11 protein-coding genes are annotated in these 17,000 nt (G+C 52.8%); 8 read left to right on the forward strand and 3 right to left on the reverse strand.

Going from position 1 to position 17,000, the window contains the following annotated elements; all coding sequences use genetic code 11:
- The first annotated feature begins 201 nt into the window (after nucleotides 1–201).
- From ACP3TY_RS04080 to ACP3TY_RS04095, 4 genes are read left to right on the forward strand one after another with little or no spacing between them, the layout of a single operon-like run.
- Nucleotides 202–1,659 (forward strand): ATP-binding protein, encoded by a 1,458-nt coding sequence (locus tag ACP3TY_RS04080; protein WP_053123308.1) that lies wholly within the window; start codon nucleotides 202–204, stop codon nucleotides 1,657–1,659.
- The gene (locus tag ACP3TY_RS04085) at nucleotides 1,656–4,565 is read left to right on the forward strand and encodes a Z1 domain-containing protein (RefSeq protein WP_426619294.1); all 2,910 of its coding nucleotides are present in this window, start codon (nucleotides 1,656–1,658) and stop codon (nucleotides 4,563–4,565) included. Before ACP3TY_RS04080 ends, ACP3TY_RS04085 begins: the two co-directional genes overlap by 4 nt.
- A complete protein-coding gene (locus ACP3TY_RS04090; protein ID WP_426619295.1) occupies nucleotides 4,549–5,562 on the forward strand; it encodes a PD-(D/E)XK motif protein in 1,014 nt (337 codons plus the stop codon). The genes ACP3TY_RS04085 and ACP3TY_RS04090 overlap by 17 nt, the downstream gene beginning before the upstream one ends.
- The gene (locus ACP3TY_RS04095) at nucleotides 5,559–7,331 is read left to right on the forward strand and encodes an AIPR family protein (RefSeq protein ID WP_426619296.1); all 1,773 of its coding nucleotides are present in this window, start codon (nucleotides 5,559–5,561) and stop codon (nucleotides 7,329–7,331) included. Before ACP3TY_RS04090 ends, ACP3TY_RS04095 begins: the two co-directional genes overlap by 4 nt.
- 172 nt (nucleotides 7,332–7,503) lie before the next feature.
- Here ACP3TY_RS04095 and ACP3TY_RS04100 read toward each other — a convergent pair whose 3' ends face one another.
- From ACP3TY_RS04100 to ACP3TY_RS04110, 3 genes are all read right to left on the reverse strand, one after another.
- On the reverse strand, nucleotides 7,504–9,072 hold the full coding sequence (locus ACP3TY_RS04100) for a DNA cytosine methyltransferase (protein WP_053122888.1): 1,569 nt from the start codon (nucleotides 9,070–9,072) through the stop codon (nucleotides 7,504–7,506).
- Between the two features lie 416 nt (nucleotides 9,073–9,488).
- Nucleotides 9,489–10,739, reverse strand: coding sequence for a ribonucleotide-diphosphate reductase subunit beta (locus tag ACP3TY_RS04105; protein ID WP_064119947.1), 1,251 nt, complete (start codon nucleotides 10,737–10,739; stop codon nucleotides 9,489–9,491).
- Nucleotides 10,740–11,301: 562 nt separating this feature from the next.
- Nucleotides 11,302–11,562 (reverse strand): DUF2790 domain-containing protein, encoded by a 261-nt coding sequence (locus ACP3TY_RS04110; RefSeq protein ID WP_053122884.1) that lies wholly within the window; start codon nucleotides 11,560–11,562, stop codon nucleotides 11,302–11,304.
- A gap of 450 nt (nucleotides 11,563–12,012) precedes the next feature.
- Here ACP3TY_RS04110 and acs point away from each other — a divergent pair, with 450 nt between their 5' ends.
- From acs to ACP3TY_RS04130, 4 genes are all read left to right on the forward strand, one after another.
- A complete protein-coding gene (acs, locus tag ACP3TY_RS04115; protein ID WP_053122882.1) occupies nucleotides 12,013–13,968 on the forward strand; it encodes an acetate--CoA ligase in 1,956 nt (651 codons plus the stop codon).
- A 782-nt stretch (nucleotides 13,969–14,750) separates the two neighbouring features.
- Entirely contained in the window at nucleotides 14,751–15,524 is a 774-nt protein-coding gene (locus ACP3TY_RS04120) for an ABC transporter substrate-binding protein (protein ID WP_053122880.1), read from the forward strand.
- A 91-nt stretch (nucleotides 15,525–15,615) separates the two neighbouring features.
- Complete coding sequence (locus ACP3TY_RS04125) at nucleotides 15,616–16,305, forward strand: ABC transporter permease (protein ID WP_053122878.1); 690 nt, start codon at nucleotides 15,616–15,618, stop codon at nucleotides 16,303–16,305.
- Nucleotides 16,302–17,000: an ABC transporter permease gene (locus ACP3TY_RS04130; RefSeq protein ID WP_053122875.1), complete on the forward strand. Its 699-nt coding sequence runs from the start codon at nucleotides 16,302–16,304 to the stop codon at nucleotides 16,998–17,000. Before ACP3TY_RS04125 ends, ACP3TY_RS04130 begins: the two co-directional genes overlap by 4 nt.

Consider the following 17,000-nt stretch of genomic DNA (forward strand, 5'->3'; position numbering starts at 1 on the left):
CTAGACTAGGGCTCTTGGCCTTTGTGTTGAAGAGCAAGCTTCCGGTGACAGGCGAACTCATGCATCGCTGCCAACACAGCTAGATGATCAGGTTCGTAGGATAGCCCGCAGTATGGCTGATGTGGGCTTCACACTTCTTTCTGGAACTACTTATTTCAAATGAACGAACGCACCAGGTATGCCCCTCCGCGAGCCAGCGCGATGTTGGAAGCCCTACGTGGCCTTGGATACTCGACCTCCTCAGCATTAGCTGATGTCATCGACAACGGTGTTTCCGCCGGAGCGTCTGAAATACATGTAACGTTCACTTGGGATGGTGACAAAAGCCGGATTTCGATTTTGGACAACGGGCGAGGCATGGACGACGCTGAGTTAGAGGTTGCAATGACTCTTGGTGCAAAAAGCCCACTTGATGATCGTGCGTCGAATGATCTCGGTCGTTTTGGGATGGGCTTGAAAACCGCGTCCTTTTCTCAGTGCCGCCGTCTCACTGTTGCATCTCGACAAATGAATGGGCCTCTTTCCTGTCTGCGATGGGATCTCGATGCCATAGCAGCATCGACGGACGTTGGATGGAGAATGTTTGAGGGGGCAGCTCATGGTTCCGAAGCTTTCGTTGAGCCTGCTTATTCCTCGCCCTCCGGAACAATAGTTCTCTGGGAAAACCTGGACCGAATCGTTACGCCTGGTTATACCTCTGATCATTTTGCCGACTTGATAGACGATGTTGAGCTACGTTTGGCAATGGTTTTTCATCGATTGCTAGAAGGGGCGAACCCAGTTTTCCGGCTATACCTCAACAGCAAAATAGTTAATCCATGGGATCCCTTTATGACGGGGCATCCTGCGAAGCCATGGCATTCGCCAGTGGCCAGAATTCACACGCCTTCAGGCATCGTGGAAGCTCAGTGTCACGTGTTACCACATAAAGATAGACTGTCTGAAGAGGAATTCAGTCGGTCGGGTGGGGCAGAGGGATGGACCTCTCAACAAGGATTTTATGTATATCGCAATCATCGCCTGCTTCTTGCCGGCGGATGGCTAGGAATTGGGCAAGGCCGTGCATGGAACCGAGAGGAGCCTCATCGGCTTGCTAGGATTAGGTTGGACATACCTAATACAGCCGATTCCGATTGGAAGATTGACGTTAAGAAATCCACCGCCCGGCCTCCTGTAACAGTGCGTCCGTGGCTTACGAAATTGGCTGAAGATACGAGAGAAAGAGCCAGAAGGGTATTTGCTTTTCGCGGCACGCCAATGCCTGGGCTTGGGGGAGTTAAGATTGAGCAACAAGCATGGCGTGTCGATAGGCTGAAGGATGGTGTTCGTTACCGCATTGATCAGCGGCATCCGGCCGTGGCCGCAGTAATTGAGGCTGTCGGTGGTAATGCAAACCTTGTGAAAGCCATGCTACGGGTTGTCGAGGAAACTGTGCCTGTGCAACGGATATGGCTCGATACAGCCGAGAATAAGGAAACGCCGCGCACCGGGTTTGAGGGGGAGCCCAACGCGGCAGTGATCGAGGTTGCAGGCGTACTTTTTAATGACTTGATCGAACGTAAGGGGTTAAGCATAGAAGATGCTCGTAAATCGATGCTTCGTACTGAGCCATTTCAAAAGTACCCAACACTGATTGCCAAATTAGGTGAAAACGAATGACCTCAGCGGAAGAGATAGCTGCGCAACTAGAGCTACTGGAAAATGTGATCGCTACAGCGCAAAGGCTGGTAAAAACCGAGAAGGATAAGTCAAAAGTTACCCCAACCTTTATTGCCGAAAAGGTTCGGCTCGCGGCGGAAATGTTCTCCGGTGATTCATCTTTTATAGTGGATCAAGAAAAGGTTGTAGCCACGCTCATCCAGCGTTTCAGCCACTGGATCGGCAAATCGACCACGCTTAAAGACAACGCGGGGCACTTTGACTGGCTCACAGCCACGCGTAAACGAGATTGGCAATACTGGCGGCGTTATGAAGACTATTTGGAGTCTAAACTTTCCGACATAGTGGTCGAAGGAATTGATGAGGCTACTGATGACATCCTGGGCCTGTTGGAAGATCCGCAGCGTGTAGATGACTGGGATCGCAGAGGGCTTGTGGTCGGACACGTGCAATCCGGGAAAACCAGCAATTACTCAGGGCTTATTTGTAAGGCCGCCGATGCTGGCTATAAAATAATCATAGTGCTAGCGGGTATGCACAACAACCTGCGCTCGCAAACCCAAATGCGGCTAGAGGAAAGTTTCCTAGGCTACGAGACGACTATTGACCGTGATCCGGGCATGCCCATTGGCGTTGCGGAATTCGGCGAAGACCTAAAGACCAACTCTGCAACCACGCGAGCAGAGAACGGCGACTTCAACAACGCTATCGCTAAACATTTCCATGGTATTTCTCCTGAAGAGCGGCCGTGGCTTTTTGTGGTTAAGAAACAGAAATCTGTCTTAACTGCCCTGTTGAATTGGATACAAAAACGAGTAGCCGATAGCAACGATGCAAGTAATGGACGAAAGCTCGTCACAAAGCTGCCTCTATTGATGATCGACGACGAAGCAGATAACGCCTCGGTTGATACAGGTGAGCAGATGTTCAACGACGACGGCACGCCGGATGAGGAGCACCATCCTAAAACTATTAATAGCCTCATACGCCAATTGCTACACGCATTCTCACGTAAAGCCTATGTCGGTTACACGGCTACGCCCTTTGCAAACATTTTCATTCATCACAAAGGTGCTACGGCTAAGGAAGGCCCGGACCTTTTCCCTAGGTCTTTCAAAATTAACTTGGCCGCTCCTTCCAACTACGTTGGTCCTGCCCGCATGTTCGGCAAAATGACTAAGGAAGGACGCAAAGGCGCGCTTCCCCTCTCACGAAATATCGCAGATCACTATGATGCTGAGTCGGATTCGGGATGGATGCCACCCAAGCACAAAAAGACACATGTTCCTACCTACAAAGGGCAGGAAATCATTCCGCCGTCCTTGAACGAGGCAATATGCGCTTTTGTGCTGGCTTGTGCCGTGCGAGAGCTACGCGGCCAAGATGGTCAGCACAATTCGATGCTAGTGCACGTTACCCGCTTCGTGGACGTGCAAAATCATGTACGCGAACAAATTGAGGCGGCCGTGCGTCGCATGCGCCAAAAAATCACTCGCCGTATTGATGCTCAAGAGCAAATTGAGCAGCTGCGCAATCTCTGGGAGCACGATTTTCTTCCGATACGTGATGAAGTGGTAAAACTTTCTCCTGTTGAGGATTGCCCCCCAGAGATGCCTAGCTGGGATGACATCCTTGCAGTCCTGCCTGATGTGCTGAATGACATAGAAGTTCGTTCCATCAACGGCACGGCTAAGGACGCGCTGGATTATGCGACACCCGGCGCGGTGCTGAAGGTAATTGCTGTTGGTGGTGACAAGCTTGCCCGTGGTCTGACGCTGGAGGGGCTGTGTGTGAGCTACTTCGTGCGTACGACAAAGATGTACGACACTCTCATGCAAATGGGACGTTGGTTTGGCTATCGTCCAGGCTATCTTGATCTATGTCGCCTATACACCTCTGCTGATCTGGTGAAGTGGTTTGGGCATATTGCTGATGCTTCGGAGGAACTACGAGAAGAATTCGATTTTATGGCTGAAGCGAAGCTGACGCCGGAGCAATACGGGCTTAAGGTAATGTCGCATGAGGTACTTACTGTCACCTCTCCGTTGAAAATGAGAAACGCGCAAACGCTATCGTTGACTTATAGCGGGACTCGACCACAGACCATCCTATTTCATCGTGACGCCAAGATTCAGCAACAGAATCTTGACGCTACCGACACTTTAATCAGGTCACTTGGCAATTCATGGGAGAACTCGCCAAAGCACGATCGCGATGGTGAGCCAGACTCATGGCCAAATGCGCGTCTTTGGAAGGACATAAACGTATCTGATGTTCTAACGTTCCTTGGTGCTTATGTGACGCATCCGAATGCCACCAGTGCCAAGTCTGTTTTGCTATCGGAATTCATAACCAAGATGGTCGGTACCGGGCAATTGACGAAGTGGAGCGTTGCGTTGCTCGGCGGTGGTAACGGCGTCGGTGATCAGCACGAATTCCCCGGTGGCGAACCTTCGAGCAGTTATTCGATCCGTAAGACTGAGGACTCTGTCGATCCTGAAAGGGTTGATCAAAAGAGTTTTGCCATAGGCGTGCTCACCGACCCAAAAGATGAGGGTATTGACCTAAGCGATGATGCTTGGCGAGAGGCACTAGCTCTTACTCGTGCGGCTTGGAAGCCTGAACCTTCACGCGGACGAACCTCGTTGCCGAACTTCCCGAGTGGCAAAGGCATTCGCGAAACTCGCGGAAGACTTGGTGGAGATGTGGACCGTGGACTGCTTTTGCTTTATCCGCTAACACCGCATTTTTACAAGGAAAAGACGCCTGAACGGTTGATCGTCCCCGGGTGGAGCAAGCCTATCATGGCTTTTGCCATCGCGTTCCCTAGCAGTGACAACCCAATTAGCGTGGAATACGAAGTTAACCTCCTCTACTGGATGCAAGAATATGGTCCGTCCGAATAAAGAGTTTCTGCTTGCATGGTCGTCGTTGTCCGGAAACGACATCATACCTGGCTGGCAGGTTATTTCCCTCGCTCCTGCAGGCCCTATCGAAGTACAAGCAGGACGACGATCTCCGTCCAACGTCGAGGCGATATTGTTCTGCTTTCCGACGGCCAAGCTGCCTCGCACAGAAAAATTGCCTGAAGGGCAGGGCTTTTTGGTAGAGCGAGCCGAACAATTAAATTCTCCAGGATTTAGGCTCGCACTCACTCGACAAGAAGCTGGAAGTATTGAACTCTTCACTGCGATGGTTTGTGATGTCGTCGGTGCATTAGACGAGACTGCAGCTACTGGCGTTGACGAAACTAAACTGTTGCGAGTTTTAATCGGTCGAGTATTTGCTTGGAAGCAGTTCATGTCGCGCGGTGCGAATCCTCTGAGTATTGAGGCAGAACTCGGCCTGATAGGCGAACTCAACTTCATGATTGCTCTCCTAGAAATGGGAGTTTCGGTTGAAGAGGTCCTTAAAGGTTGGGTGGGGCCAGATGACGCTCCACAAGATTTTCTATTGGGAGATGGTGCTTTTGAAGTCAAGGCGACGATGTCCACGTCTGGCTTCCCTGTGAGAATAACTTCTCTTGAGCAATTGGACGACTCCGTAGCGTCGCCTCTCTTTCTCTCCGCGGAGCGTTTCTCGCGTGAGGAGGGCGGGCAAACTCTTCCCGAGTTAGTCGTGAAAACCGAGCTACGGTTAGGTGGAGAACTTGGAACTGTTAACTTTCTAAGAGAAAGGCTTATGGTTGCTGGTTATTTCGAAGGACACTCAAGTCACTACACCAGAAAATTCGAATCGAAAGAAAGGCGGGTTTTTTCTATATCTAAAGGCTTCCCGAGATTGACACCCGGGACTGTTCCCGTTGGAGTCAGTCGGGCCCTCTATGAGATCAATCTAGACTACGCCGGAGATTTCCTATTGAGCCTCGATGTAGCACTGAAACAACTAGGAGTGAAGGGATGACGCTAGATGATTTTTTCGCAGAGACTCGGAGCGAGATAGCGATCCAGATGTTAGACGGCGCCACCTTTGGTGAGCTCGTTTTTTCCGAGGTGGTGATGCAGCACCTTGTTGACGCTGGAATGACTTTCGATCCAGTTGTTTGCCATTTTCAAGGGAAGGTAGGGAACGCAAATTTACGCTTAAGCGGATATGCGATGTCAGAGGACGCTGACCAGCTTGACCTTTTCGTAAGTCTTTACGAGGGCTTCGAAAGCTTGAGCCCGATATCCGATCAAGACATCAAAACAGCAGCGGCCCAATGTGTTCGCTTCTTAGAACTTTGCGCAGCCGGGCGCATCGCCGAAAAACTCGATCCCTCAAGTGATGTCCATTCACTTGCATTGACGATCCGCGAAATTTATGACGAGCTGGAGCAGGTTCGTGTCTACGTACTTGCAGACGGTATTGCAAAATCGAAGAGTTTCAAGCCCAGAGACGTTGGTGGGAAGCATGTGAAGCTTGAAGTCATGGATATGGAAAGGCTTTATCGACATCGTTCGGAAGGTAAGCCGCGTGATGAACTTGTAATCGATTTCAAAGAAGTTTCCGGGTCCCCGCTTCCGTGCGTATTTGTGCCAGGAGAGACTGGCGATTATGACTACGCTCTTACTGCGATCCCAGGGGAAGCACTCCGGTTTATTTATGAGAAATTTGGCCCTCGGTTACTCGAAGCTAACGTACGCTCCTTCTTAAGTGTGAAGGCGAAAGGCGTGAACGCAGGATTGCAGAACACTTTGCGGAGTGCACCTGAAAGATTCATGGCTTATAACAATGGGATTGTATTAGTCGCGGACGAGATGCGGTTGGATCGCGCTGGGGATGGATCGCCCGGTATTGCATGGTTACGTGGTATGCAAATCGTAAATGGAGGTCAAACCACTGCTTCAATTTTCTTTGCCAAAAAGAAATATGCGGATACAGATCTGAGCAAGGTTCGCGTCCCAGCTAAAATCATCGTAATGAAAGAGCAAGATCCAGCAAAAGAAGAGGCGCTTGTCTCCGATATTTCGCGGTATGCAAACAGTCAGAATGCTGTTCGGCAATCGGATCTATCAGCTAATAAGCCGTTCCATGTTGATATCGAACGATTGTCTCTATCTGTTTATTGCCCTGATGGAATGGGAAGGTGGTTTTACGAGAGGGCTGCGGGCAGTTACAACACTCTGCTCTCCCGAGAAGGTACCACTCCAGCTAAGCTTCGAGCTCTGAGGGATTCCGTACCAACCTCAAGGAAAATTACAAAAACTGAGTTGGCTAAGTATTCAACTGCATGGGATGGATACGCTGACATTGTTAGTCTTGGCGCACAGAAGTGCTTTGATCGGTTTATGTTTGGTATGACTGACGCTGAGGCTAAAAGCACCTCCTTTAATCCGGATGTCTCCTATTTTAAGGCTATCGTCTCGAAAGCTTTGTTATTTAAGGCTGTTCATAAAGCAGCGCGACCATTGGTACCTGCTTTTTTAGCAAACGTTGCAGCATATACTGTTGCATTGATTTCCAAAACTTACGGGAAGTCTTTCAGCCACGAGCGAGTTTGGAGTAAGCAGGGGGTTTCCCCTCAGCTTGTTAAGCAAATTGAAATATGGGCGCGGGAGGTCAATGACCGCCTTTATGAGACAGCGAACGGCAGGATGATCTCTGAATGGGCAAAGCGTCCAGAGTGTCGGGAGGCTATGTTCTCTCGACCGTTCTCTTTACCGTTGGAAGTTATTCCTGAAGCGTTGTAATAATTGTTTTAATCCATAAGGTCTTCAAGCCATTGGAGAAGGGGAAGTCGATTTATACCTCTGTTGTCGGAGGCAGGTCAGAAATTAAACTCCATTGTGAGTTCCTGCCTCCGAAACTACTTGTTGCCTTTGGTCGACAGCCTATCCGACTCGATCAGGTAATAGTTGATGTTTAGCTGTTTTTTCCTGATCGATACGAGTCGATGATCGCAGCAACAACTGCCGCGATTTTTCTGGCAAGAAGCGGAGGTACTGCGTTTCCGATTTGAGTGTACTGCTGTGTTCTGGTCCCTTCGAAGAAATAATTGTCAGGAAAAGTCTGCAATCGAGCAGCCTCTCGAACAGTCAGACTTCTGCACTGGCTTGGATCCGGATGAATGTAGTAATGACCATCTTTAGCTATGTGGGCGACCACTGTAGTTGAAGGGCCAGATGCTATTTGAACTCTGAAGCGGTCGTTAAAGGGAACCGAGTCGGATGTAACATTTTCATGCGCTGGGAGGAGCCGCGCAGGAAATTGATGAATTTTGGGTGAGGTGCCATTCAAAGTTGCGTAGCTTGCTGCAAATATATATCTATGGAGGTCGGAGCGCATATGGCCTCTAGCCTCGTGCTGCAATACTCCCTTCAATCGTGAGTCAAGGAACCATTCGCGCTGCTTTGTATTCATTTCTGGAAATGTTTTCCAAGGTATAAATCTATTGCCGCTAGAAGTCAGCTTGTTTGCGTCTTTAGCGGCATTTTTCATCGCATCTATTAATTTTCCCTGGCCAACTTCATAGGAAGGAAGAACCAAAGAGCTAGCTTCCTCCAAGGTGGAAAGCCAAGCTTCGAGGGAGTCTCCTCCTCTGGAAATTTTGCTCCGAATTGGAGGGAGTCCTGATAAAGCCTGCCCAACTGTAAAAGTTGTTTTGCTAGGCTCCATGACAAGCCCTTTCTGATTTTCCAGTAGAGCTCGGCAATTCGAGGCAACGTCAGAGCGGACTCCAAGTAAGATAACCCTGTGCCGAGCCTGCGGAAGACCGTAACGTTCTGCTTGAATAATAAAATCGTGTGGATCGGGTCTATCTGCATTTTTAGGGACAACTAAGGAGCGGATGTTGTACGAAAGACCGTCACCAGGAGTCGACAAATCCTGGAGAATTTGCTCGAAAATATTCGAGCCGCTGTGCTTCGAGGACAATATGCCCTTCACATTCTCCATGACGAAGATCGTTGGTTTGAACTCGCGAATAATCCGCAGATATTCTTTGTAGAGAAAGTGCTTCTCATCGCTTTCAAACTCTTCTTGGCTTTCGCGTGTTCGACGGGAACGCCCAGCTAAGGAGTATGCTTGGCACGGAGGTCCACCAATCAGAACCCATTCATCTGCACCTGCCAGTGCTTTTCTAATCCAATTGTCCACTTCATCGGGTGATATTTTACCAAGCTCCGCGAGCTTGGCTTCTTGCGAAGCCTCCACTGCTTCCGCTGGTACGTCTTTATGTTTGAAAAACTCTTCACGAGTGATATCACCGCGAACATAGTCGTAGTAAGCCTCGGGCACTTCGCCTTTCGGAAAAGAGCGGAACAATGCGCGGAGCGACAGAGTTGCGTGAGCGACAGGATCTTTCTCGATCGACACACGAAGCTGGAACTTACGGACTCCTTTTTCATGGCCACCGATTGAAGAGAATCCCTCACCGAGTCCGCCCGGGCCAGCAAAGAGGTCGATGACCGGAATAGATTCCTTATATTTCATTGATTTATTCGATGCGCCTAAGACAAAAATAATAAAAGCGCATGCAGCGCTTAAAGAAGTCGTATCTCCAAAGAGGCACGCACTATGTTCGATAAATGGTAACGGTTCACTAGGTGGTGGGCAAGAAATGAACCTCGGGAAGAGGATCAAAACAATACCGGATGTACGCGGAAAAGCGTCCAGTCATTTGCCTTTATTAAGCAATGCCCATAATCGTCAAATTAACGTTACGGTTGGTATGGTTTTAGGTGGGGGACGGATTGGTAGCGGTTTCAAGTGGGGTAGGATTTTTGACGTCTACGTATGAGGTAGTGAGCACCTATTTACCAATAAAAAGCCCCGATCAGATCGGGGCTTTTTGCTTTCTCGACTCGCCGACTCAAACCGCAATCGTCAAATCGTGCCAAGCGAGACTATTAGTCCCAGCTCAACGCACCACCAGTTTGGTACTCAATCACACGAGTCTCAAAGAAATTCTTCTCTTTCTTCAAGTCCATAATCTCGCTCATCCAAGGGAACGGGTTAGTCGTCCCTGGATATTCCTCTTTAAGGCCGATCTGCGACAAACGACGGTTAGCGATGAACTTCAGATAATCCTCCATCATCGCCGCGTTCATACCCAACACCCCGCGAGGCATGGTATCCCGTGCGTATTCAATCTCCAGCTGCGTACCCTGCAGAATCATCTGGGTCGCTTCTTCCTTCATCTCAGCATCCCACAGGTGCGGGTTTTCGATTTTGATCTGGTTGATCACGTCGATGCCGAAGTTCAGGTGCATGGATTCGTCGCGCAGGATGTATTGGAACTGCTCGGCGACGCCGGTCATTTTGTTGCGGCGGCCCATGGAGAGGATTTGGGTGAAGCCGCAGTAGAAGAAGATGCCTTCCAGAACGCAGTAGTAGGCGATCAGGTTGCGCAGCAGTTCTTTGTCGGTGTCCGGGGTGCCGGTTTCGAACTTCGGATCGGAGATCGAACGGGTGTATTTCAGGCCCCAGGCGGCTTTTTTAGCGACCGATGGGATCTCGTGGTACATGTTGAAGATTTCGCCTTCATCCATGGCCAGCGATTCAATGCAGTACTGGTAGGCGTGGGTGTGGATCGCTTCTTCGAAAGCCTGGCGCAGGATGTACTGGCGGCATTCCGGATTGGTGATCAGGCGGTACACGGCCAGTACCAGGTTGTTGGCAACCAGGGAGTCGGCGGTGGAGAAGAAGCCGAGGTTGCGCATGACGATGCGGCGCTCGTCGTCGGTCAGGCCTTCCGGGTCTTTCCAGAGGGCGATGTCGGCGGTCATGTTGACTTCTTGCGGCATCCAGTGGTTTGCGCAACCGTCCAGATACTTCTGCCAGGCCCAGTCGTACTTGAATGGCACGAGTTGGTTGAGGTCGGCGCGGCAGTTGATCATGCGCTTTTCGTCAACGGCGACACGGGCGGAGGCGCCTTCGAGTTCGGCGAGGCCTTCGGCAACGTCGAGGGAGTTCAGTGCAGCCTTGGCGCGGGCCACGGCGGCCGAGTCGTCGGCGGTCACGGCGCGGGCTTCGATCGCGGCGGCACCGCCAGCGTTGTCGAGGCGATCCATGTTGGCTTCAGTAGCGTGGCCGGCGTTGGCGCCTTTCACTGCTGCTACTTCACTGTCTTCTTTGTCGAATTCGTCCCAGCTCAGCATGACGTGTCGTCTCCTGCGTGAGGGCCTGTCGCCCGTGTGAAACCTGATTGGTTGGTTTTTCACACGGTCGTACAGACCGCGTTGGATCTTAAGGAATCGTTTTTTGCAGCTATACGCAGGCAATAAAACAGAATTTTTTCCGGGTTTCCGAGAGCCTCTGACGGGCGCAATCAGCGTTGAACACTGCTGCGGGGCTTCAGAATGGCTTTTGATCCCTGTAAGGGAATATTGCTAACCCGATTAGGGCGGCATTATAGGGAAAAAAATGAGGTCGTGGGGGAGGGCGAAAGCGCGCAGGGCGGTCGATCAGGAAGGGGATTTCTGTCGGAGCGAGGGTTTACAGGGCTTTCGCTGGGATTGGCCCCTGAGAATTTTTTTTGATTAATTTTTTCGTCGGGCTTTGGTTGCTCAAGAAATGAGCAAAAAACCGCGTTTTTCACTATATCTTGTGTTTTGCAACCCTTTTGACCGACTCCAGACACAACTGAGCCCGACCGAAGCCGGGCTGGAATCGACCCTCAATGAAGCGCTGAGAGATCCAATTCGGTGCAGTCTGCAATCATCAATTGGTGCAGCCGTTGCCCATCACGCTGTAACGCAGGATGTGGCGCTGGCCGGTGGAGTCGTCGTATTCCATTTTCATTGGCACAACTTCGCAGACATTCGGAACTTCGCTCATCGATACAACGTTGGCGATGTCCAGGTGGGTCGAGTAAGTGTATTCCTCGATGGCCGGTTTTTGCTGGGCGACATCAGTCGGGACCTCGTTTGCCATGGCGGTTGCGCACAGACTGCTGAGGGCCAGAACCAATAAAGCTTTCATTTCAAATTTACCTTTTTGAGGTCGAGTGGGGTCACGCAACCTTTTTAGGGTTGCGTGTGGAACTTCATCGTTTGCAGTTATTACTTGAGAGCTGGATTAACGGCCTTCGTGGGGGCTGTAACGTTGTTAATCGCGTTTGCCTTGTCGGCGAGGTGAATTCTAGGGAGGAGGGGTGGGGGTAAACAGACCGGGTTTTGATAAACACTTTTCACATATTTGGTAACAATCCCCCAAAAAACACCTCAATCCCCCGTAGGAGCTGCCGAAGGCTGCGATCTTTTGACTTTGATTTTTAGAGGCAAGGTCAAAAGATCGCAGCCTTCGGCAGCTCCTACACGGGCCATCGTGGGTGGGTGAGGGGTTGTTACTACCATCGTCGAATGGTTCTATGGGCCCGGCCCCGTTACAACAGGGTCATACAAAAACAACTATTACACCGAGGTAAGAAAGATGAGTGCGGCTTCTCTGTATCCCGTTCGTCCCGAGGTTTTGGCTAACACGCTGACTGACGAGGCGACCTACAAAGCCATGTACCAGCAGTCGGTCGTCAACCCTGACGGCTTCTGGCGTGAGCAAGCCAAGCGCCTCGACTGGATCAAGCCTTTCACCACGGTGAAACAGACTTCTTTCGACGATCACCACGTCGACATCAAATGGTTTGCCGACGGCACCCTGAACGTTTCCTACAACTGCCTCGACCGTCATCTGGCCGAGCGCGGCGATCAAGTGGCGATCATCTGGGAAGGCGACGATCCTTCCGAGAGCCGCAACATCACCTACCGCGAACTGCACGAGCAAGTGTGCAAACTCGCCAACGCCCTGCGTGGTCAGGACGTACACCGCGGCGACGTGGTGACCATTTATATGCCGATGATTCCCGAAGCCGTGGTCGCCATGCTGGCCTGCACCCGGATCGGCGCGATTCACTCGGTGGTGTTCGGTGGTTTCTCGCCAGAAGCCCTGGCCGGTCGCATCATCGACTGCAAATCGAAAGTGGTGATCACCGCTGACGAAGGCATTCGCGCCGGCAAGAAGATTTCCCTCAAGGCCAACGTCGACGACGCGCTGACCAACCCGGAAACCAGCAGCATTCAGAAAGTCATCGTCTGCAAGCGCACCGGTGGCGACATCAAGTGGAACCAGCATCGCGACATCTGGTACGAAGACCTGATGAAAGTGGCAGGCACCGTTTGCGCGCCGAAAGAGATGGGCGCCGAGGAAGCACTGTTCATCCTTTATACCTCCGGCTCGACCGGCAAGCCGAAGGGCGTGCAACACACCACCGGCGGTTATCTGCTGTACGCGGCGATGACCCACGAGCGCGTGTTCGACTACCGTCCGGGCGAAGTTTACTGGTGCACCGCCGACGTCGGCTGGGTCACCGGCCACAGCTACATCGTCTACGGCCCGCTGGCGAATGGCGCGACCACGCTGCTGTTCGAAGGCGTGCCGAACTATCCGGACATCACCCGGGTGGCGAAGATCATCGACAAGCACAAGGTCAACATCCTCTACACCGCACCGACCGCGATCCGCGCGATGATGGCCTCGGGTCAGGCTGCGGTTGAAGGCGCCGATGGCAGCAGCCTGCGTCTGCTCGGTTCGGTCGGCGAGCCGATCAACCCGGAAGCGTGGGATTGGTACTACAAGAATGTCGGCAAGTCGCGTTGCCCGATCGTTGATACCTGGTGGCAGACCGAAACCGGCGGCAACATGATGAGCCCGCTGCCGGGTGCGCATGCGCTGAAGCCGGGTTCGGCGGCGCGTCCGTTCTTCGGTGTGGTGCCGGCGCTGGTCGACAACCTCGGTAACATTATTGAGGGCGAGGCTGAAGGCAATCTGGTGATTCTCGATTCGTGGCCAGGTCAGGCGCGCACGCTGTATGGCGATCACGATCGTTTCGTTGATACCTACTTCAAGACTTTCCGTGGCATGTACTTCACCGGTGATGGCGCGCGCCGTGATGCTGATGGTTATTACTGGATCACCGGGCGTGTCGATGACGTGCTCAACGTGTCCGGTCACCGTATGGGCACGGCCGAGATCGAGAGCGCGATGGTTGCGCATCCGAAAGTCGCTGAGGCGGCGGTGGTTGGGGTTCCGCATGACATCAAAGGGCAGGGCATTTATGTCTATGTCACGTTGAAGAATGGCGAAGAGCCGACCGAGCAACTGCGTCTGGAGCTGAAGAACTGGGTGCGCAAAGAGATCGGGCCGATCGCTTCGCCGGACGTGATTCAGTGGGCGCCGGGTCTGCCGAAGACGCGTTCGGGCAAGATCATGCGCCGCATTCTGCGCAAGATTGCCACGGCGGAATACGATGGGCTGGGGGATATCTCGACGCTGGCGGATCCGGGTGTGGTGCAGCATTTGATTGATACGCATAAGACGATGAATGTGGCTTAAGCGTTAGATGCATAGGAGCCCTGTCCGGTGAATGCCGGGCGGGGCTTTTTTGTGCGGCAAGATCAAGGGATCGCAGCCTTCGGCAGCTCCTACAGGTTAACTGTTAATCCTCGAAATACGCGGTAGACACAATCAATGTAGGAGCTGCCGAAGGCTGCGATCTTTTGATCGTTCCCACGCTCTGCGTGGGAATGCAGCAAGGGGCGCTCTGCGTCCCAGAAGCCGACGCAGAGCGTCGAGGGAGGTATTCCCACGCAGAGCGTGGGAACGATCAGCGACTCAACCAATAATTATCGACCAGCGCCGTAAGCCCTTTCCTACTGTTACCCGCCGCCATCTACGTAACCGAATGTGTAACCGCCCGCCCCGGAGCGGGGCATTGGGAAACGCATCGCCCCGTTTTAGAGCCTCCAAACCCCCGGTGAAAAATAAGACACAACGCTGCGCTTGCCGGATTAGAGGGGTTTGCGAATAATAGGCCCGCAATTTGCAGCATAGATCGGTTCACTGTCTTTCGCTCTTGCATGAATTTGCAAGGCTGTCAACGTGCTCAAGCGGGTTTCTCTGTGCATCTGTAATTAGTTGTCGCATTGAAGAAATATCGACTTCGGGCCTGTCGTTAGAATGCCGATCACTCGCTCATCGTGGCTGATGTTGAAATCTCTCCAGGTTTCAACAGGAAATTTCCCACTGATGCAGCAACCGATTTCCCGATTCACCCATTCGCATATTGGGCTGTCGCTCACTCTGCCGTTTTTGCCCTTTACCGATGGAGTCCCAAGATGAAGAAACTTGTGCTGCTTGGCGCCCTGGCACTGTCCGTGCTGTCGCTGAATTCCTTCGCTGACGAAAAACCTCTGAAAATCGGTATCGAAGCGGCTTACCCTCCGTTTGCTTCGAAAGCACCGGACGGCAGCATCGTTGGTTTCGACTACGACATCGGCAACGCTCTGTGCGAGCAGATGCAGGTCAAGTGTGTGTGGGTCGAGCAAGAGTTCGACGGTCTGATCCCGGCACTGAAAGTGCGCAAGATCGACGCGATCCTGTCGTCCATGTCGATCACCGAAGATCGCAAGAAGTCGGTCGACTTCACCAACAAGTACTACAACACCCCGGCACGTCTGGTCATGAAGGCCGGTACTCAGGTCAGCGAAGGTCTGGCTGAGCTGAAGGGCAAGAACATCGGCGTACAACGTGGTTCGATCCACGAACGTTTCGCCCGCGAAGTGCTGGCTCCACTGGGTGCCGAGATCAAGCCGTACGGTTCGCAGAACGAAATCTACCTCGACGTGGCTGCCGGTCGCCTCGACGGTACCGTGGCTGACGCAACCCTGCTGGACGACGGTTTCCTGAAAACCGACGCCGGTAAAGGCTTCGCGTTCGTCGGTCCTGCGTTCACCGACGTCAAATACTTCGGTGACGGCGTAGGCATCGCGGTGCGTAAGGGCGACGCCCTGAAAGACAAGATCAACGCTGCCATCGCGGCCATCCGCGAAAACGGCAAATACAAAGCAATCCAGGATAAGTACTTCGCCTTCGATATCTACGGCAAGTAACACGTCTCTGCGACAAGTCCGAAATGGCGCAAGCAACAGGATCTCTGAGGTTTGCGCCATTTTTTCATCCCAACTTTCGAGGACCTGAATCATGTTGAAAGGCTACGGGGCTGTCATCCTCGATGGCGCATGGCTGACGCTTCAGCTCGCCTTGTCGTCCATGGCTCTGGCTATCGTTCTCGGGCTGATCGGTGTCGCGTTGCGCCTGTCGCCAGTGCGCTGGCTGGCCTGGCTGGGCGATCTGTATTCCACGGTTATTCGCGGGATTCCCGATCTGGTGCTGATCCTGCTGATCTTCTACGGCGGTCAGGACTTGCTCAACCGCGTTGCGCCGCTGCTCGGCTTCAACGATTACATCGACCTGAATCCGCTGGCCGCCGGTATCGGCACCCTCGGTTTCATCTTCGGTGCGTACTTGTCGGAAACCTTCCGTGGCGCGTTCATGGCGATCCCCAAGGGCCAGGCCGAAGCCGGCATGGCGTACGGCATGAGCAGTTTTCAGGTGTTCTTCCGGGTGATGGTGCCGCAGATGATTCGTCTGGCGATTCCGGGTTTCACCAACAACTGGCTGGTACTGACCAAGGCCACCGCGCTGATTTCCGTGGTCGGTCTGCAAGACATGATGTTCAAGGCCAAGCAGGCGGCAGATGCCACCCGCGAACCTTTCACCTTCTTCCTCGCAGTGGCGGCGATGTACCTGGTGATCACCAGCGTCTCGTTGCTGGCATTGCGTCAACTTGAGAAGCGCTACTCGGTAGGCGTAAGGGCGGCTGATCTATGATCTTCGACTACAACGTCATTTGGGAGGCGATGCCGCTGTACCTCGGCGGGCTGTTGACCACCCTCAAATTGCTCGCGCTCTCGCTGTTTTTCGGTCTGCTGGCGGCACTGCCGCTGGGCCTGATGCGCGTCTCGAAAAATCCGGTGGTCAACGGTGCCGCGTGGCTTTACACCTACGTGATTCGTGGCACGCCGATGCTGGTGCAACTGTTTCTGATCTACTACGGTCTGGCGCAGTTCGAAGCGGTACGCGAAAGCTTTTTGTGGCCATGGCTGTCCAGCGCAACGTTCTGCGCGTGCCTGGCCTTCGCGGTCAACACCAGCGCCTACACCGCTGAAATCATCGCCGGCAGCCTCAAAGCCACGCCGAACGGTGAGATCGAAGCGGCGAAAGCCATGGGCATGTCGCGCTTCAAACTGTACAAACGCATCCTGCTGCCATCGGCCCTGCGCCGGGCGCTGCCGCAGTACAGCAACGAAGTGATCATGATGCTGCAGACCACCAGTCTGGCGTCCATCGTGACCTTGATCGACATTACCGGCGCGGCCCGTACCGTCAACGCGCAGTACTATCTGCCGTTCGAGGCGTACATCACCGCTGGCGTTTTCTACCTCTGCCTGACGTTCATTCTGGTCAAGCTGTTCAAGCTGGCCGAGCGTCGCTGGTTGAGCTACCTCGCGCCGCGGAAGCATTGA

This window comes from Pseudomonas rustica, assembly GCF_049959085.1.
GTDB lineage: Bacteria > Pseudomonadota > Gammaproteobacteria > Pseudomonadales > Pseudomonadaceae > Aquipseudomonas > Aquipseudomonas rustica.